The sequence below is a fragment of the Halorubellus salinus genome (assembly GCF_020567525.1).
In the GTDB taxonomy this organism is placed as follows: domain Archaea; phylum Halobacteriota; class Halobacteria; order Halobacteriales; family Natrialbaceae; genus Halorubellus; species Halorubellus salinus.
In genome coordinates this window covers 276,143-293,929 of the sequence record NZ_JAJCVI010000001.1, presented here as the reverse complement: position 1 = coordinate 293,929, position 17,787 = coordinate 276,143, and the positions used below count along the sequence as shown (strand labels likewise).

The 17,787-nt window shown below is 69.6% G+C and carries 20 protein-coding genes; 11 read left to right on the top strand and 9 right to left on the bottom strand.

The genetic code is table 11. The annotated features are described in order from the left end of the window. The first annotated feature begins 56 nt into the window (after positions 1–56). The 4 genes from LI336_RS01500 (at position 57) to LI336_RS01485 (ending at position 3,045) form a co-directional block, all read left to right on the top strand. On the top strand, positions 57–1,295 hold the full coding sequence (locus LI336_RS01500; protein ID WP_227130852.1) for a PGF-CTERM-anchored ABC transporter substrate-binding protein: 1,239 nt from the start codon (positions 57–59) through the stop codon (positions 1,293–1,295). Positions 1,296–1,379: 84 nt separating this feature from the next. Beyond that, positions 1,380–1,661, top strand: a complete 282-nt coding sequence (srp19, locus tag LI336_RS01495) for a signal recognition particle subunit SRP19 (RefSeq protein ID WP_227130851.1) — start codon at positions 1,380–1,382, stop codon at positions 1,659–1,661. A 61-nt stretch (positions 1,662–1,722) separates the two neighbouring features. Further along, positions 1,723–1,947, top strand: coding sequence for an H/ACA ribonucleoprotein complex subunit GAR1 (locus tag LI336_RS01490; RefSeq protein WP_227130850.1), 225 nt, complete (start codon positions 1,723–1,725; stop codon positions 1,945–1,947). A gap of 66 nt (positions 1,948–2,013) precedes the next feature. Next, on the top strand, positions 2,014–3,045 hold the full coding sequence (locus LI336_RS01485) for a presenilin family intramembrane aspartyl protease PSH (protein WP_227130849.1): 1,032 nt from the start codon (positions 2,014–2,016) through the stop codon (positions 3,043–3,045). A gap of 178 nt (positions 3,046–3,223) precedes the next feature. Here the strand turns inward: LI336_RS01485 and LI336_RS01480 are convergent, their stop codons facing one another. Together LI336_RS01480 and LI336_RS01475 are read right to left on the bottom strand one after the other, a co-directional pair. After that, positions 3,224–4,225, bottom strand: coding sequence for an ornithine cyclodeaminase family protein (locus tag LI336_RS01480; protein ID WP_227130848.1), 1,002 nt, complete (start codon positions 4,223–4,225; stop codon positions 3,224–3,226). Positions 4,226–4,312: 87 nt separating this feature from the next. Then, positions 4,313–4,561 carry a DUF8015 family protein gene (locus tag LI336_RS01475; RefSeq protein WP_227130847.1) on the bottom strand — a complete coding sequence of 83 codons (249 nt, stop codon included), beginning with the start codon at positions 4,559–4,561 and terminating at the stop codon, positions 4,313–4,315. Positions 4,562–4,825: 264 nt separating this feature from the next. Between LI336_RS01475 and LI336_RS01470 the strand changes: the two genes are divergently transcribed. Further along, positions 4,826–6,145 (top strand): MFS transporter, encoded by a 1,320-nt coding sequence (locus LI336_RS01470; protein WP_227130846.1) that lies wholly within the window; start codon positions 4,826–4,828, stop codon positions 6,143–6,145. Between the two features lie 51 nt (positions 6,146–6,196). On the opposite strand, the gene LI336_RS01465 is transcribed toward LI336_RS01470, so the two are convergent. Continuing rightward, positions 6,197–6,625, bottom strand: coding sequence for a DUF3054 domain-containing protein (locus LI336_RS01465; protein ID WP_227130845.1), 429 nt, complete (start codon positions 6,623–6,625; stop codon positions 6,197–6,199). A 90-nt stretch (positions 6,626–6,715) separates the two neighbouring features. On the opposite strand from LI336_RS01465, the gene LI336_RS01460 reads away from it, so the two are divergent. Together LI336_RS01460 and LI336_RS01455 are read left to right on the top strand one after the other, a co-directional pair. Beyond that, the gene (locus tag LI336_RS01460) at positions 6,716–6,970 is read left to right on the top strand and encodes a hypothetical protein (protein WP_227130844.1); all 255 of its coding nucleotides are present in this window, start codon (positions 6,716–6,718) and stop codon (positions 6,968–6,970) included. A 63-nt stretch (positions 6,971–7,033) separates the two neighbouring features. Then, positions 7,034–8,413: a type IV pilin N-terminal domain-containing protein gene (locus LI336_RS01455; protein WP_227130843.1), complete on the top strand. Its 1,380-nt coding sequence runs from the start codon at positions 7,034–7,036 to the stop codon at positions 8,411–8,413. A 46-nt stretch (positions 8,414–8,459) separates the two neighbouring features. Here LI336_RS01455 and LI336_RS01450 read toward each other — a convergent pair whose 3' ends face one another. Beyond that, on the bottom strand, positions 8,460–9,893 hold the full coding sequence (locus LI336_RS01450) for an aldehyde dehydrogenase family protein (protein WP_227130842.1): 1,434 nt from the start codon (positions 9,891–9,893) through the stop codon (positions 8,460–8,462). Positions 9,894–10,215: 322 nt separating this feature from the next. Here LI336_RS01450 and LI336_RS01445 point away from each other — a divergent pair, with 322 nt between their 5' ends. Then, on the top strand, positions 10,216–10,428 hold the full coding sequence (locus LI336_RS01445; protein WP_227130841.1) for a DUF8145 family protein: 213 nt from the start codon (positions 10,216–10,218) through the stop codon (positions 10,426–10,428). 28 nt (positions 10,429–10,456) lie between these two features. On the opposite strand, the gene LI336_RS01440 is transcribed toward LI336_RS01445, so the two are convergent. Next, entirely contained in the window at positions 10,457–11,434 is a 978-nt protein-coding gene (locus LI336_RS01440; protein WP_227130840.1) for an aldo/keto reductase, read from the bottom strand. Positions 11,435–11,587: 153 nt separating this feature from the next. On the opposite strand from LI336_RS01440, the gene LI336_RS01435 reads away from it, so the two are divergent. Continuing rightward, positions 11,588–12,205, top strand: a complete 618-nt coding sequence (locus tag LI336_RS01435) for a hypothetical protein (protein WP_227130839.1) — start codon at positions 11,588–11,590, stop codon at positions 12,203–12,205. 123 nt (positions 12,206–12,328) lie between these two features. Here LI336_RS01435 and LI336_RS01430 read toward each other — a convergent pair whose 3' ends face one another. Genes LI336_RS01430 through LI336_RS01420 form a run of 3 tightly spaced genes read right to left on the bottom strand, consistent with a single transcriptional unit; the run spans position 12,329 to position 16,147 of the window. After that, a complete protein-coding gene (locus tag LI336_RS01430; RefSeq protein ID WP_227130838.1) occupies positions 12,329–13,399 on the bottom strand; it encodes an ABC transporter permease in 1,071 nt (356 codons plus the stop codon). 1 nt (position 13,400) lies between these two features. Beyond that, entirely contained in the window at positions 13,401–15,224 is a 1,824-nt protein-coding gene (locus LI336_RS01425) for an ABC transporter permease (protein WP_227130837.1), read from the bottom strand. Beyond that, a complete protein-coding gene (locus LI336_RS01420) occupies positions 15,221–16,147 on the bottom strand; it encodes an ABC transporter ATP-binding protein (RefSeq protein WP_227130836.1) in 927 nt (308 codons plus the stop codon). The genes LI336_RS01425 and LI336_RS01420 overlap by 4 nt, the downstream gene beginning before the upstream one ends. Before the next feature lie 176 nt (positions 16,148–16,323). Here LI336_RS01420 and LI336_RS01415 point away from each other — a divergent pair, with 176 nt between their 5' ends. Then, entirely contained in the window at positions 16,324–16,749 is a 426-nt protein-coding gene (locus LI336_RS01415) for an SRPBCC family protein (RefSeq protein ID WP_227130835.1), read from the top strand. 21 nt (positions 16,750–16,770) lie between these two features. Here LI336_RS01415 and LI336_RS01410 read toward each other — a convergent pair whose 3' ends face one another. Then, positions 16,771–17,184: a DoxX family membrane protein gene (locus LI336_RS01410; RefSeq protein ID WP_227130834.1), complete on the bottom strand. Its 414-nt coding sequence runs from the start codon at positions 17,182–17,184 to the stop codon at positions 16,771–16,773. Between the two features lie 165 nt (positions 17,185–17,349). Between LI336_RS01410 and LI336_RS01405 the strand changes: the two genes are divergently transcribed. Beyond that, positions 17,350–17,706 (top strand): winged helix-turn-helix transcriptional regulator, encoded by a 357-nt coding sequence (locus tag LI336_RS01405; RefSeq protein WP_227130833.1) that lies wholly within the window; start codon positions 17,350–17,352, stop codon positions 17,704–17,706. Positions 17,707–17,787 lie beyond the last annotated feature (81 nt).

Here is a 17,787-nt window from a genome sequence, read left to right as displayed (position 1 = left end):
ACCAAGTCCACTTGCTTTAGATAAATACTTGTTGCATAAGCCGGGAGGTGTCCACGATGACACGAACGAACGCAATCGCCGCAGTGCTGTTCGCGCTCGCGCTCGTCGCCACGCCCGCCGCCGCCGCAGTCGGCCAGGGTGCGACGACGACCGAGAGCCCGACAGCGTCGCTCGCCGACCCGAGCGCCACGCACGCGTCGGTCGACGCCAGTACCACAGCAGGCCCCTGCGACTACCCGCTCACGCTCCGCGACGCCTCCGGGGAACGCGTCGAGATCGCCGAGGAACCGGAGCGCGTCGTCACGCTCGGACCCGCGAGCGCCCAGACGATGTGGGAGTTCGACGCACAGGACAAGGTCGTCGGCGTGACGCAGTTCGCCGCGTACCTCGACGGCGCCACCGCGAAGGCGAACGTCTCCGGCGCCGGCCGCGCGCGCATCAGCGTCGAGCGCGTCGTCGCCCAGCAGCCCGACGTCGTCCTCGCCGAGAACGTCACGAGCCCCGAGACCGTCTCGAAGCTCCGCGACGCCGGCATCACCGTCTACTACTTCAACAACTCCGAGAGCGTCGACGACGTCTACGGGAAGGTCGCCACCACCGGCCGAGTCGTCGGCGAGTGCGACGCCGCCGTCGACTCCGTCCGGTCGATGAAGGAGGAGATGGCGATCGTCGAGAACGCGACCGCCGGCGAGGAACCGCGTGACTTCCTCTACGCGCTCTTCGGGTACACCGCCGGCGAGAAGACGTTCATCAACTCGGGACTCGAGGCGGCGGGCGGGAACAACCTCGCCATCGGCGTCGTCGAGTTCCAGCCGAACGGGTACGCGGTCATCAACCCGGAGACCGTCGCGAACCTCAGCGTCGACTGGATCGTCTACCCCGGGACGCCCGCCGCCATCCCCAAGAACGCCGCGTGGAACCAGACGACGGCCGTGCAGGAAGGGAACCTCGTCGCCGTGGATCGTAACCACATCAGTCAGCCCGCGCCGCGCGTCGCCCTCGCGGTCCGTAGCCTCGCGATGACGTGGTATCCCGACGCGTACGCGAGCGCGAACGAGAGCCTCCGCGGGAACGTCCAGGTGAACGCCGACGTCTACGCGAGCGTCGACGCCGAGACGACGACCACCGGCGGAGACGACGCGAGCACGACCAGCGCGGACGACGACTCGATGACGACCGCGACCGGCGAGACGACGACCGACCCCGCCGGCGAGGACGGCTCGCCCGGGTTCGGGCCGGTCGCGCTACTCGCTGCCGCTGCCCTCGTCGTCGGCGCGCTCGCCCGCCGAGACTGACGAACGACGACGGCGACCGCGATTCCGTCTCTCTCGACCCGCGATTCCGGAAAGGTTGTAAGTCCCACGACCGGACCGATGGGTATGGTCGAGAACGTCCTCTATCCCGCGTACTTCGACGCGACGCTCTCCCGCGCCGACGGTCGACGCGTCCCGGAAGCCCTCGCCGTCGACGACCCCGACGTCGACGAGGTCGCGAAGGCCGTCCAGCAGGTCGGGTACGACGTCATCGTCGAACGCGACAAACAGTACAGCCGCGAAGGCCACCGCGACCGCGGCCGCGTCCTCGTGAAGAACCCCGATGGCGACGCGAAGAACGACATCGTCCAGGCAGCCGCGGCCTACGTGAACGCGCTCCGCGAATGACGCCCGGTGCCGTTCCCGGGGGCGAGTCGGGACCGACGACCGCTCTTGAGGGGCAGTCAGTATGAAGCGCGTTGGCGAGGTCGTCCGCGTCGCACAGGGGCTCGCGATCGCTCGCGTGAGCGACGACGACCCGCCGCGTATCGGTGCGGGCGTGGTCGACGAGAACCTCGACGACGTCGGGCGCGTCGTCGACGTCTTCGGGCCTGTCACGCGCCCGTACGTCGCCGTGTCCGCCGACGGCATCGAGCCGGCGCTCCTCCTCGGCGAGAAGCTGTACGCGCGCTGACTCGGTCTTCTTGCGGCACCGTCGCGGAGCGAAACCTACTCCCGGCACGGGCGGGTACTCGCGTGCATGGAAGACCGCACCCGCATCTACGCCGCGGTCGCGTTCACGATGGCGTTGTTCCTCGGCGTCCAGCTCGGCGGGCTGATGCTCGTCGAGCCGCTGGAGGCCGCGGACAAGGCGTTCACGCAGAACCCCGACGACCCGACGAACTCCATCCTCTACGTCGGCGCCATCCTCGTGATGACGGCGTTGATGCTCGCCGCGTTCAAGTACGACCTCGACTGGATCGTCCGCGGGTTCGTCGTGCTCGCGAGCGCCGGCCTCGCCTGGCAGGTGTTCGACGTCCTCGTCCCGTCGCCGTTCTCGCTCGGCCTCGCCGCACTCGTCGGAATCGCGCTCGTCGCGTACCCGGAGTGGTACGTCATCGATAGCGCGGGCGTCCTCATGGGTGGCGCCGCCGCCGGCCTGTTCGGCATCAGTTTCGGGCTCCTCCCGACGCTCGTCCTCCTCGTCGTACTCGCCGTCTACGACGCCATCAGCGTGTACGGCACCGAGCACATGCTCGACCTCGCCGACGGCGTCATGGACATGAAGGTCCCCGTCATCCTCGTCATCCCGACGACGCTCGGGTTCTCGTTCCTCGACATGCAATCACCGGACAACGTCGACACCAGCGACGAGGACGAGGTCACCGCCGACGGTGGCGCCGACGCCGTCGCCGACGACGAACCCGCTAGCGAGGAGACCGCCGACACCACCACCGAGAACGACGACGACGACGTGCTCGAACGCGACGCGTTCTTCGTCGGCCTGGGCGACGCCGTCATGCCCACCATCCTGGTCGCGAGCGCCGCGCACTTCCACACCGCCGTCCCGAACGGTTCGCTCCCCGACCTCGGCCTCCCGCTCGTCACGATGAACCTCCCCGCACTCGGCGCAATCGTCGGCACCCAGCTCGGGCTCGTCGTCCTCCTCTGGATGGTCCTCAAAGGCCGCGCGCACGCCGGCCTCCCACTCCTGAACGGCGGCGCCATCGCCGGCTACCTCGTCTGCGCGCTCGCGTCCGGCCTCTCACTCACCGCCGCGCTCGGCCTCTGAACCGACACCACAGACAGCACTGCGATACCGCGACCCAGAACCGGCGGCCCGGAGGCCGCCGGACGCTCATTGACCGGTAAGCGCCTCGCTCACCTCCGCACTCGGGCTCTGAACCGACACCCGCGATAAGAGCGCGATACCGCGACCCCGAACCGGCGGCCCGGAGGCCGCCGGACGCTCATTGACCGGTAAGCGCCTCACTCGCTGGCAGCCACTCGACCTCGGTGCCGAGGTCCTCGTCCGCCGCCATCGCGCGCTCGTAGAGGAGGTACGCGCCGGCGACCGTCTCGATGCCGGTGCCGCCCGAGTCGAAGATCGTGATCTCGTCGCGACTCGTGCGCCCCTCCGCTGCACCGGCGACTATCTCGCCGAGTTCCGCGTGCACATCGCCCTCGTCGACCACGCCCGCGTCCTTCGCGGCGATGAACGACCCGGCGTCCTGCGGGACGCGCTCGCGGAGGTCCGGCACGTACGTCCCGCGCTCGAGGGTCGTCTCGTCGAGCTCGCGCTTCTCGGGGTGATACTGACCCATCGCGGTGACGTGCGCGCCGTCCGCGAGGTCCTCGCCGTCGAACACAGGGTCGCTCGCGGTCGTCGCCGTGACGACGACGTCCGCGTCCTCCACCGCCGCCGCGGCCGACGGCACCGCCGCGACCGCCGGATCGAGCCGGTCGTTCATCTCGGCCGCGAATCCCTCGCGGTTGGCCTTCGTCGGCGAGTACACGTCCACGGTCTCGAAGTCGCGAACCTCGACCGTCGCACGCAACTGCCCCTTCGCCTGCGCGCCCGAGCCGATGACCGCGAGACTGCTCGCGTCCCGGCGCGCGAGCGCGTCCACGCCGACCGCGCCAGCCGCACCGGTCTTGAACGGGTTCATGCTCGCGCCGTCGACGACCGCGAGCGGCTCGCCGGACTCGGCGTCGAACAGCGGCGTCGCGAACCACGCGTCGCGCTCAGCGAACCCAGCCGAGTACATGTACCCACCCATCGCGCCCGTGTCCGGGAGGACGGCCGCGTACGAGAACAACATCCCGGGCGGGTCCGCGTTCCGGAGCGTCGTCCGCGGTTTCGCGGACGCACCCTCGCCTCGCTGCCGGTAGCCGTCGCGGACCGCGTTCACGAACGCCGCGGGGTCTGCGAGCCCGCTCACGTCGTCGCTCGAGAGGAACAGCGCTGTCATGACCCTAGTTCGGAGCGCGAATCGCAAAAAGGGGCCGGGTAGGCCAGTTGGCTGGGTCGCAGTCGCTCGAGGTCGATGGGGAGTCGATTACTCGGCGTCCGGGACCGGGGTCGCCGCGGGCGAGTCCGCGCCGTTCGCGGGCGAGTCCTGGCGGAGGCTGGGTGCGTCGACGGGCCCGTTCACGAACATCGCGTGCCCGATGAGGGCGACGGCGACGAGTGCGCCGAGCGTGACGGCGGTGCTGAGCGCGAGGTCGGTTGCGAAGGTGAGCGAGCCGGAGATGCCGAGGAGCGAGAGCGGAATCGCCCCGAGCACGATGTCGTAGTACCCAGTCATAATATACTCAAACAAATGCGACCCGGGTACTTGTATCTTGGGGTAGAATGGGTTCAGTATTTCACGCGTCGATGATTCGTATTTGCTCCAGCATGACTGTGTTACATACTCATAACTTATGAGGATACAACCGGTAAGAAAACGCACGACTGCAGCGTATTTACCTGAGGTAAATTACTCAGTGGTGGGAACGGTCCCCGATCGACAACCGGGGAATCTACCCCGACCGGTGGGCTCTTGTCGGAGAACGCCCTCGCCGGGCACGTGGACCGGAACGACCGCGCCGTCGTCGGCCTCGCGACAGTCGGACACGCCAGCGTGCACACGTTCGAACTCGCGATTCCCCTGTTCATCCCGCTCTGGCTCGCCGAGTTCGAGACCCTGGACCTGCTCGTCGCGAGCGTCCCGTTCGACGCCGCGGCCGCCGGCGTCCTCGTCACCATCGGGTACGGGCTGTTCGGGCTCGGCGCACTCCCCGGCGGCGTGCTCGCCGACCGCGTCGGTTCGAAGCGCCTCATCGTCGCGTGCCTGTTCGGGATGAGCGGCGCGTTCGTCGTGCTCGCACTCGCCCCGTCCGCGCTCGCGGTCGGCCTCGCGCTCGCGCTCTGGGGCGCCGCCGCCAGCGTCTATCACCCCGCGGGCCTCTCGATGCTCTCGCGTGGCGCGAGCGAACGCGGGAAAGCGTTCGCGTACCACGGCATGGCCGGGAACCTCGGCATCGCACTCGGCCCGTTCGTCGTCGCGGTCGCGCTCGTCGTCGCCGAATGGCAGACCGTCGCCCTCGCACTCGCCGTGCCAGTCATCGGCGTCGCCGCGCTCGCCACGCGCATCGACGTCGACGAACGCGCCGCCGTCGACTCTCAGGACGAAGCCGGCGAGGACGAGCAGAGAGCGGCGAGCGACGGCGGCGAGGACCGGACGACTGATACGAGCGGCGGCGGTGACGACCGAACCAGCTCCGTCGACTCGCTCGCCGACTTCACGCTCGGATCGAAGGAACTGTTCCTCGGCGGGTTCGCACTCATCTTCCCGGTCGTCGTCGCCTCCGGGCTCTACTACCGCGGTATCCTCACGTTCCTCCCCGAGGTGCTGTCGACGTACGACGCGTTCGCGGCGGTCGCCCTCGGCGACCTCTCGCTGGAGACGTACCGGTACGCGTACGCGGGGCTGCTCGCGGTCGGCATCCTCGGCCAGTACGCCGGCGGCCGCGTCAGCGACCTCGTGCGTCCGGAGCGTGCGCTCGCGCCTGCCTTCGTCGCGCTCGCGGTCCTCGCCGCGTTCGTCCTCCCGGCGGCGAACGCCGGCCTCGTCCCGTTCCTCGCGCTCGGCGTCGTCCTCGGCACGATGCTGTTCTTCGTCCAGCCGCTCTACCAGGCCGCCGTCGCCGACCACACGCCCGCCGGGACGCGCGGACTGTCATACGGTTACACGTACCTGGGCGTGTTCGGCGTCGGCGCGCTCGGTGGCGCGCTCGCCGGCACGATCCTCGAGTTCGCCGACGCGGCCGCGCTGTTCGCGACCCTCGGCGGGATCGCCCTCCTCGGTGCCGGTGCGGCGCTCGCGCTCGCTCGGCGCGGCGCGTGAGCGACGGACCGACTGCGGCAGCGTGAGTCAGAGAACGACAGCGGAGCGCGCTCAGGCGCGCGCGCTCAGCCGGGAGACGACGAGCGGTCGGACGACGCCGAGCGCGAGCGCCCCGAGCCCGGCCATGACGAGCGCGAACGAGAGCGGGGAGTCCCCGGCGAGATAGCTGGTGCCCCGGAGCGTAAGGCCGACGCCGGCGCCGCCGAGCCACGCGCCGACGGTGAGCTTCACGGTGTCGACGCCGCCGGCGAACGCGCGGTCGCCGTACGCGCCGACGAGTGCGCCGACGACGACCCACCCGAGGAGGAACGGCGCGGCGGTCACGAGCACCTGACCGGGGTTCCCGACGACGTCGATACCGTGCCGGATCTCGCCGACGGTCACGAGCGCGAGCAACGTCACGACGTCCGCCACCGCGAGCTTGCCGACGGCCGATAACCCCACCGACCTCGCGTCGAGCGTCCGAGCGAGCACGTTCATGCCTGGCGCTGAGGGCGGCACGCAGTTCACTCTCCCGGTTCCGACTGCGCCGGCCGGAATACCTTTCAAACGACGTGGCGACTCGCCGCTATGAAGCGGTTCGACCGACGCACCGTGCTCGGGCTCGCGTCGACCGCCGGCGTCGCCGCGCTCGCCGGCTGTCAGGCGCTCGAGGACGTCGCGTCGAACGACGACGAGGGGAACGAGGGACGTCCGGGGGGTGGAACTGGCGGCGTGACCGCGGACCCCGCGTTCGCCATCGGGGAGACGGTCTTCGTCACGTGGGTCGGTCCCGACGGCGAGGCCGCGCACGTGCTGGCGAGCGACAACGTCACCACGCGCTGACGCGCTGGCGTCCTCGGTCCCATCGCCCAAGACATTTGTCCGTGGAGACAAGTCGACCCGAGTATGAGTCCCCCGCGTAGACGCGACCTCCTGGCGTTCGCAGGTGCGACAGCGACGACGCTCGCGGCCGGCTGTCTCTCCACCGGCGAGGGCGAGCTCTCGACGACATCGACGGACGACGAGCAGTCGACGACGACGAACGGTCCCGCGGACACGACCACGGGCGGCGGCGCCACGGCCACCATCGACGGCGAGTTCTCGGCACCCGCGTGGCTCCCCGGGGAGAGCACCCTCGACGCCGAACCGTTGTTCGTGTTCGCCGGCGACCTGGACGCACCCCGCGACGCCGGCGTCGACGGTCAGGTGCTCGCGCGCATGTACGAGACGACGCTCGCTGTCCCCGGTGACATCCTCGCGGGCGACGACGTCGTCGAATTCGCGTCGTTACAGGGCTACGCGACCGCGTGCACGTTCGACCTCCCGGCGAGCGAGGTCCGCGACCGCCTCGCCCACGCCGCCGCCGCGACCGCGACCGCGGGCGAAGGGACCGCGGTCGGCACGGCTGCCGACGGCGACGACACCGAGACCGCGGGCGACGCCGAACCACCGGAACCGACCGGCGACGCACCCGACGGCTACGAGGAGTACGTGACAACCGACGGCGTCTGCTGGCTCGGCGCGGACCACCTCCTGTTCGGCGAGACGCGAGCGCTCGTCGACGCGATGTTCGACGCTCGTGCCGGCGACGTCGACCGGTACGCGTCGAATCCCGACTTCGAGGCCGTCCTCGACGCCGCGGACGACGTCGACCTGCTCGGCGGCACCGCGCATAGCCAGCAGGTCGTCTCCTCGGCGTCAGCGTACGCGTACGCGTGGCGGTTCGGCGACCGCGTCGACCTCGTCGCGCCGTTCGCGTTCGACGACGCCGCGTCGATCGACGCGGACGCGGTCGCGTCGCTCGGCGACTGGGCCGGGTTCGCGGAGTACGAGCAGACCGACGTGACGACCGACGGGCGCGTCGTCACGTTCACCGGCGAGCTCCCGGTCGGCGAGTTCGACCTCCTGGAGCGAGACGACGGCGGCCGCGACCCGTCCGGTGGCGACGACGCCACTCCGCAGGTGTCGTTCGCGTTCGAGTACGACCAGGGCGGCGACGGCGAGTGGGACGGCGACGCCGCCGAGCGGGTCGTCCTCACGCATCAGGGCGGCGACAACGTCGACCTGGCGAACGTCGCCGTCCACTACGACGGGACCGACGTGGCGACGTCCGACGCAATCGAGTCGACGCGTCCGAACGGCGACACGTGGGCCGCGGGCGGGCAGTGGACGCTCCAGGCGGCGACCGCGGACGCCACCTTCGAGTCCGGCGCGACCCTCCAGGTGGTCTGGACGGCGGACGACGGCGGTCGCTCGGCGGTCATCGCACAGGCGCAGCTGGTTTGAGGTTCGAGAAGCAGGAGTCGCGAACGAAGCGGGCGTCGAACGCGCTCTAGAGGATGATGCTCTTCTTGCGGACGAACGCGTGGATGCTGGCGTCGATGCCCTCGCGGCCGATACCGGAGTCCTTGTTCCCGCCGAAGGGGATGTCGCCGAGGCCGTGACTCGGGGCGCCGTTGATGCGGACGCCGCCGGCGTCGATGGCGTTCGCCATCCGCATCGCGCGGTCGTGGTCAGCGGTGAAGACCGCGGCGTCGAGCGCGAGGTCGTTCCCGTTCGCGAGGTCGAGCGCGTCCGCCTCGCTCTCGAACTTCGTGACGGCCGCGACCGGCCCGAACTGCTCCTCGTGGACGATGCGCGCGTCGTGCGGGACGTCTGCGAGGAGCGTCGGTTCGTAGAAGTTCCCGTCGCGCTCGCCGCCGCGGACGAGCGTCGCGCCCTTCTCGACGGCGTCCTGGACGAGCTCGTCGACCCACTCCGCCTGGTCCTCGCTGATGAGCGGCCCGAGCGCGGTGTCCTCGTCGAAGAGGTCGCCGATCGGCCACTCGTCCATCTGGCCCTCGATGTTCGCGACGACCTCGTCGTGGACGTCCTCGTGCGCGAGGACCCGGGAGACGGCCGAGCAGCGCTGGCCGGCGTACTTCAGCGAGCCCTTCGTCGCCGCGGCCGCGGCGGCGTCGAGGTCGGCGTCCGGGAAGACGATCTCGGGGGCGTTCCCGCCGAGTTCCATGTGGAGGTTCACCATCCCGGACTCCTTCGCGACGTGCTTGCCCGCTCCCGAGGAGCCCGTCATCGCGATGGCGTTGATGCGGTCGTCGCCGGCGAGCACGTCGCCGATGTCGCTCGCGGACCCGGCGACGTAGTTGAACGCGCCCTCGTGGGGGAGGTCGACCTCGCTGACGACCTCCGCGAGGATGGCCGCCGAGACGGGGGTCTTGCTCGCGGGCTTCAGGACGACCGCGTTCCCGGCAGCGAGCGCGGGCGCGACCTGAAGCGCGGTCGTCGCCAGGGGGTAGTTGTACGGCGTGATGCAGAGCACGGCACCGATGGGTTCGTGCTTCACGATGGCCTCCCAGCCCTCGTGCCCGGCGGTGGTGCCCTCGCGGTACTCGCCTTTCATGTGGCGGATCTCCTCGGCGGCGCGACGGAACCGCGTCGCCGCGGAGTCGACCTCGCCGCGGGCGCTCGAGATCGGCTTCCCGGCCTCGCGGACGATGACCTCCGCGAGCTCCTCCTTCCGGGCTTCGAGGCCGTCGGCGATCTCGTGCATCCACTCGGCACGCTCGACGATGGTGGTCTCGCGCATCGCTGGCTTGGCCGCCTGGGCGGCTGCGAGCGCGTCGCGGGCCTGTGCGGGCGTGGCCGAGGTGACCTCGGCGAACGTGCCACCGTCGGCGAGGTCGGTGACGCTGAGGCGTTTCTCGCCGCCGAGCCATTCGCCGTCGACGTACACGCGTTCACGTCGCTGTGCTGCGGTGGTTTCCATGATAGAACACTGCACCCCCAGATTCAAAAGATTTACTCAAGGTCGAAATAACGAGGCTCGAACCGGGAGTAAATGCAGGTAGCAGCCCCAGGACCACGCCTCACGGGGAATACCGAGTGCGCGAACGAGCTACCGCGCCGGTCTCGACGGCGCACAGACGGCGAACCACCGCACGAAAGCAGGTCTCGGGGAGCGACCGCCAGTAAACGACACCCCGTGCCGACGAGGCGACCTACCGAATCCCGCCGCCTTGCTCGGGACCGGCCGGGTGTCGCCGCCGGGCTAGCGACTAACTATCTGCCCGCCCAAGCGTCGAGTACCCATGGAGGTGCCTGACGACGCGCCCGAGGAGTGTCCCGTCTGCGACCGCGCGTACGACTCCGTGAGCGAGCACGACGCCGGCGTCATGGTGAACCTCCTCGACAACGAGCGCTACCAGCGCGTGTGCTTCGAGCCGCGCTCGGGCGGCCGACTCTGGTTCTTCCATCACACGCACGCCCAGACCGCGACGGCCAGGGACGCCTACTCGGACTGACCGAAGGCAATCCGGGTCGCGGTCGCCGTCACTCGTGTCCGGACACCCGCACCGGCTCGTACGGCTCCTCCAGGTACGCGACGTCGCTCGCCGAGAGGCTCACCGACTCGAGCGCCTCCACGGCGTCCTCGAGGTGCTCGACGCTCGTCGTCCCGACGATGGGCGCGTCCACGTGGTCCTTCTCGAACAGCCACGCGAGCGCGACCTGGGCCATCTTCACGCCCTTCTCGGCGGCGAGCTCCTGGACGCGCTCGTTCACCTCGATACCACCGCCTTCGTCGTACGGATGCCGACGCGCGTGCTCCTCGTTCTCCCCACGAGTCGTCGTCTCGAACTCCTCGTGGGGACGCGTGAGCCACCCGCGCGCGAGCGGACTCCACGGCATGACGCCCACGCCCTGCTTCTCGCAGAACGGGAGCATCTCGCGTTCCTCCTCGCGATACGAGAGGTTGTAGTGGTTCTGCATCGTCGCGAACGACTCCAGCCCCAGCGAGTCGCTCGCGTGCAGCGCCTCGGCGAACTGGTGGGTCCACATCGAGGACGCGCCGACATTCCGGACCTTCCCGCGTCGGACGGCGTCGTCGAGCGCGCGCAACGTCTCCTCGATAGGCGTGTCGTAATCCCAGCGGTGGATCTGGTAGAGGTCGATGGTGTCCATGCCGAGTCGGTCCAGGCTGTGCTCGAGCTCCTGCTCGATGGCCTTCCGCGACAGTCCGCCCGAGTTCGGGTCGTCCTCGTCCATCTGGAAGTAGCACTTCGTCGCCACCACCGCCTCCTCGCGGCGGCCCTCGAGTGCCTCGCCGAGGACGCGTTCGCTCTCGCCCGCCGAGTACATGTTCGCGGTGTCGAAGAAGTTGATACCGAGGTCGAGCGCGCGGTCGACGAGCTCCTTCCCGTCCTCGGGGTCGAGGACCCACGGCCGCCAGTCGCTGGACCCGAAGCTCATACAGCCGAGGCAGATGCGGGACACCTCGACGCCGGTGCTACCGAGTGTGGTGTACTCCATGCCGGACGCGACGACGCCCGCCCACTAAGACCTACGCCCCTCGGCGAACCGACCGCGCACTGTCCGTGACTCGACGAGCGCCGGCCGTCGCGCCCGGTCCCCGCACCCCTTCGTGTCGATAGTTTGAAGACACGGACGGCGGGATACGGGAGTATGCGCACCCCGACCGCCCTCCTGGTCGTCGTCGCGCTCGCCGTCGCCGTCGCCGGCGCCGGAACCGCCGGTGCAGCGACCGGCAGCGCGCTCGCTGACGACGCCAACGCGATCCACTCGACCGACGACGCGACCACCCTCCAGTCCGCGGGCGACCCGACCATCCATCGGTCCGTGGCGGCCCGGACGCCGGAGAACCTCAGCGTCCGCGTGAAGACGCCCCGCACCATCGCGAAGAACGCCACGCAGAACTACTCCGTCGTCGTCTCCGGCGCCGACGGGAACGTCACCGCCACGTGGACGTTCGACGGCCCATCCGCGAACGACACCGACGGCGTGACGAGGAACGGCACGACCGTCCAGTACACGTGGGACGACGGCGGGAACGCGACCATCACCGTGACCGTCGTCGACGAATCCGGTGCATCGGTCACGACGGAACGCACCGTCACGGTCGTCGAGTACGGGAGCGCCGACGACGACCCCGCCGGGTCCACGCCGTTCCGCTTCCTCGGGTCGATCGTCATCATCATCCTCGCGATGGCCATCTTCCCCGCGCTCCTCTACCTGTTCGTGCTCCCGACCGTGATGGCGTACTTCACCGACGAGTTCTCGTAACGAGCCGACGACGACCGACGGGAAGATGCGCTCGAAGTCGATTCGGTCGACGTAGGCAGATGCGCTCGGAGTCGATTCTGGCGACGCGGTCAGATGCGCCTGGAGTCGATTCGGTCGACGCGGTCAGATGCGCTCCGGGTCCATCCGGTCGACGAGCAGTCGCACGACGATGTACGCCGCCAGTCCGAGGAGCACGTACAGTATCGCGAGCGCGATCGTCGTTCGACTCGTCGTGCCGATGGCGAGACGAGCGACCGTGTTCGCCGGATGCTCGGGGAGCAACCCAATGAGGGTCGCCGCGCCGATGATGCCCGTCGAGTACAGGAACTGCGCCTGCCGTCGGTCCGACGACCAGAGCGCGATGCCGACGCCGAACGCGACCACAGCGAGCGACAGTCCCGTGACGAGGAGGACGAGCAGCGAGACGTTCCGGACCGTCGTCCCGTTGACGCCGAGGAGGACGAGCCAAGCGAGCGCCTGCACGGGCGCGAGACTCGCGGTCGCGAACAGCTTCGAATCGACGATGTCGCCCATGGAGACCGGCGCGACCCGGAGGAGTTCGAGCGTCCCGCGCTGGGACTCCTCCGTGAGCGAGTCCACCGCGATGGAGCCACTGATGAACACCGGGAGGAACATCAGGAGCGGGACGAGGACGGTGTACGTGAACCCGTAGTACGGACTCCCGCCCGAACGCACCGGTACGTGCAGCGGCGGTGCGGCGAGGTCGTCGCGGTACTCGAGGCGCAGCCGATGCTCGAGTTCCTCCATCCCTTCGCGTATCTGCACGACCGCTATCGTCGTCCGGATGTTCTCCTCCGGCACCATCGCTCGCACCCTGAGTGTCCCGTTCACCGTCTCGTTCGAGACCAGGACTGCGTCCACCTCCCGGTCCTGGAACCCGTCCAGTGCGGTGGCGGTGTCCGGGTACCGGCGGACGACGACGCCCTCGTCGTCACCGAGGACGGCGCCGATCTCGTCGCTACCGTCGCCCGTCAGTCCGACGCCGAGCTGATAGGTCTGTCCGGCGCCCGGGTCGTACAGCGAGACGAGGCCGACGACGAGGAACGACGAGAACGACGCGACGAACAGCTGGATGAGGAGCGCGAGGACGATGGTCTTCTCCGAGCGGAGGGCGGCGAGTTCGCGCTTGGCGATGGCGAGTCGCGCGCCCGAGGACCCCGAGTCGTCGCTCATCTCAGGCCACCCCCGAGCGGAGCCCGATGACGAGCGCGTTGTACCCGAGGTGGACGAACACCGCGGTGAGGAACGCGAGCGCGTACGTCGTCCGGCCCTTCTGTGCGCCGACCGCGGAGATGGTGGCGGTGAGGACGTGCAACCCCAGCGGGAGGAAGAGGAGTGCGAGCACGAGCAGCGGCGACGCGTCGGTCGGCACGGTCGCGAACGCGGCGCGCCCGTACTCGACGTTCCCCATCCCGACGAGCTGGACGACGAGCGTCGCCTTCTCCGCGAGGAAGAACCCGACGCCGGCGGCGACGCCGACGCCGACCGCGGCGGTCGTCGAGTTCTCGAAGCGGTCGTGCGTGAACCCCGCGTAGCCCGCGAGGCTCTTCGCGAGCTCCTCGACGACCGCGATGGCGGCGAGGAGCACCGGTAGCGCGACGACGCTCGGGATGGGGAACACGACGGCGATGACGAGGAGTTCCGCGACGAACACGAACGGGAGCGCGGCCATGGTGACGAACGCGACGGACTTCTTCGAGTGCACGAACGACGCGACCGCGTCCAGGGCCTTCGCGCCGAGGCGCTTCTGCGTGAACATGTCCTCCTCGCGGTAGACGCTCGCACCGACCGCGAACAGCACGAGCGCTGCGAGGTAGAACGGACCCGTCGAGTACAGGTACTCGACCGCGGTGAACCCGACGTCGCGGAGGTGGCGGACGACGAGCGTGAGCGGACTGATGAGCGCGATGGGCGTGATGTCCGAGAAGATGGCGGGGACGAACACGTACGCGGTGAGGAACACGGAGACGGCGATGGTGACGAACGTGAGTTCCTTGAACGACCGCGCGAACATCCCGCCGACGAACGTCGCGGCGAGGAACAGGAGCGCGATCGGCGTCACCGCGGCGAGGATGGGTGGGACCGCGGCGAGACTGTAGGGGTCGCCGCCGACGACGACCGCGATGCCCGCGCACACCGCGAGGAGCGCGGTGAAGTACGGGAGGGTCTTCCCGGCGATGATGTCGCCCCTGGTGACGGGCGAGACGAGCATGAGTTCCCCGCGGCGGTTCACGCGCTCGTTGATGATGGTGCTCCCGTACGCCTGCACGACGAAGTTCATCGGGACGATGAACAGGAACGCGAGGACGAGCGACTGGAACGGGAACGGCGGGGAGAGCGCCCCGGGCGTCCCCGTCGTCTCCGACCCGCCGCCGCCGCCGCCGACGCTCGGTGCACGGACCTGCCCGTCGTCGCCGCCGCCGAGGCCGCCCCCGACGCCACCGCCGGAACCGTCCCCGCCCGAACCGCCTCCATCGCCGCCGCCAGCACCGCTCCCACCACCAGCACCGTCGGCGTCGCGGCCGTCCACTCCCGGGAGCGGCTCGGCGACGCGCTCGACGTACCGGAGGGTCACGATGACCGGGAACGCCGCGTGCTCCTCGGCGTCACCGCGGTCGACCTGCGCCGCGAGACTGCGGTCGTTGTACTGGCGTATCGCGGTCCGCAACTCGTCGTACGCCGCCGCGCCCTTCCGCGTATCGGCCTGCCGGAACTGGCCGTTCCGGACGACGACCGAGACGTCCTCGCCGAGCTCGCCGTTCGGCGACCCGGCGACCAGTCGCTCGTTCTGCTGGACGACGTCGTAGTACGGGCTCGATTCGTCGACGCCGACGCGATAGATGCCCTCGTCGAGACTCACGTCCGAGACGAGCGCCGGCCCCACCGCGATCCCGACGGCGAGCAGGACGACAGCGAACGCGATCGTCGTGCGGTCGAGCGTCCCGGCGCTCTTCGTGACCTCCCAGCGCGCGATGCGGAGCGTCTTCCGTAGCTTCACGTCTCGACCTCTTGGGTCGGGCGTTCCGCCTCGGGTTCGCGCGCGGACTCGACGCGCTCGCCGGCGATGTCGAGGAAGATGTCCTCCAGGCTCGGGTCCTCGGTCTGGATGTCGACGACGCGCCCGCCGTCGGCTTGCGCTTCGCGACGCACGCGCTCGACGGCGTCCATGTCCTCGACGACGACCTGGTAGTGGTCCTCGTCGTCGTCGTGCGCGGCGTCGCGCACCGGGACGTCGGTGTAGACGTGGTAGGCGGTCTGGCCGTGTTCGTCCCGAATCTCCTCGAGCGTGCCGCGTGCGATGATGTCGCCGTGGTTCATCACGATGAGGCGGTCGCAGATGGATTCGACGTGATAGAGGTTGTGCGCGCTGAACACGATCGTCTTCCCGTCGTCGGCGAGTTCGCGCGTGAACTCGATGATGTAGTTCGTCGTGAGCGGGTCCAGGCCGGACGCCGGCTCGTCGTAGATGAGGACGTCGGGGTCGTTGACGAGCGACCGCGCGATGGCGACCTTCCGTTTCATGCCCTTGCTCATGTCGCCGATGCGTCGTTCGCGGTGCTCGAGGTCGAGGCGGTCGAGCGCCTCGTCGATGCGCTCGCGGGCGACGTCGGTCGGGACGTCGTAGAGGTCCGCGAAGAACTCGAGGTAGCCGTTCGCGGTCATCTCCTCGTAGAGCGGCGATTCCTCCGGGAGGAATCCGAGGTTCCGGCGCATGTCGAGGCTCCCGGCGGACGCGCCGGCGATCTCGACGTCCCCACCCGTCGGTTCGACGAGCCCGGCGAGCATCTTGAGCGTGGTCGTCTTCCCGGCGCCGTTCGGGCCCACCACCCCGAACACCTCGCCGGTGTCGACCTCGAACGTGCTGCCGTCGACGGCGACGAAACCGTCGTACGCCTTCCGCAGGTCGTCCACCCGAATCATTCGTTAGCTCGTGTCTGGGGTCGAATGCAGGTTAAGCTTCTGGGCACCTCACCGTTCGATTCGACGGTCGACACTGGCACGTCTCGTGATTTTCCGCCGACAGCTACGGTGTCTGTTCGACGACAGGTCGCGCCGAGACCCGGACCGTCTTGGGCGTCGCGCCCGAGGACTCGGGCATGGTGAGTCGAGTGCGCGTCGAGCGCGGCGAGTCCGGCCGACGGTACGCGGTGAGTCGCGAGTACGCGATACCGCCCGAGCGAGCGTGGACCGTCCTCGCAGACACCGAGCACTGGCCGACGTGGGGGCCGACCGTCTCGGCGGTTCGCCCCGCGGACGCGACCGTCCGCGAGGGCCTGACCGGCGAGGTACAGGTGCTCGGCGGACCCTGGGTGCCCTTCGAGGTGACCGCGGTCGAAGGGGACGCCGACGAGGACGTTCGTCGGTGGACGTGGTCGGTCGCCCGGATCCCGGCGACCGGCCATCGCGTCGAGCGAACCCCCGATGGGTGTCGCGTCGTCTTCGAGGTGCCGTTGCTCGCCGGGGGCTACGTCCCGGTATGTCAACGAGCACTCGACGTGCTCGCGGCCGAACTCGAAGGATAGTCGCAGGTCTTCCGGCCGCGTTCAGAGCCCGATGCCGGCCGCGTACGCCCACTCCTGGCCGGCGAGCGCGAGCACGAACAGGGACGCGCCGAGGAGGCCGACGTTCTTGAGGAAGCCCGTCATCTCGTCCTGGACCTGGTCGTCGGGGACCGCCCAGAAGTCGTGCATCATCGGGGTGACGACGACGAAGAACGACGCGAGCGCACCAGCCGCGAGCACCGGGTACGCACCCACGGCGAGGAGGACGCCGCCGAACGCGAGCTGGCCGCCCGAGAAGAGGACGGCGGCGCGCGGGAACGGGACGCCCTTCGCCGCCGCGTACCCCGCCATGCCGTCGGTCTGCAGGAAGTGGTTGAGGCCCATGAACGCGAGGACGCCGCCGAGGAGGACGCGCCCGAGGAGGAGCGCGACGCCCTCGATGCCGGTGACCGCCATCAGTCCGTCACCTCCGCGAGCGGGCTCGTGCGCTGGGGGAGCACTGCGTCGGTCGACCGGCTCGCGTACAGGGTCGTCGGGATCGTCTGTGGTTTCATCACGTCACCTGGTTCGTCAGCGAACCATTTAAGCGGACGCGGACGCAAGCGTAATCAGGTAACATCGATGTCCTCAGACTCACAGGCCACCGTCGCCGCCGACGCCGAGGACGACGCGGGCGCGTGCCCGGTCGTCGAGACCATCCAGCAGATCGGGTCGGAGTGGCGGCTCGTCGTCCTCCACGACCTCCAGGGCGGCGAGAAGCGGTTCAACGAGCTCAAGCGCTCGACGGACGCGAGCTCGCGGACGCTCAGTCGCGTCCTCGACGACCTCGCGGACCTCGACCTCGTCGAACGTCGCGTCGAGAGCGACGCCCCCATCGCGACGTACTACAGCCTCACGCCGAAGGGCGGCGCGCTCTGCCCGGTCTTCGACGAGATAGAGACGTGGGCGAACGAGCACGTCGAGAGCTGCCAGGAGTGACGGACGCCGACGCCGCGAGCGCACCGGGAGACGGCTGAAGCGCTAGCACAGGTTGGGAAGGTTCAAAACGCCCGCGCGAGT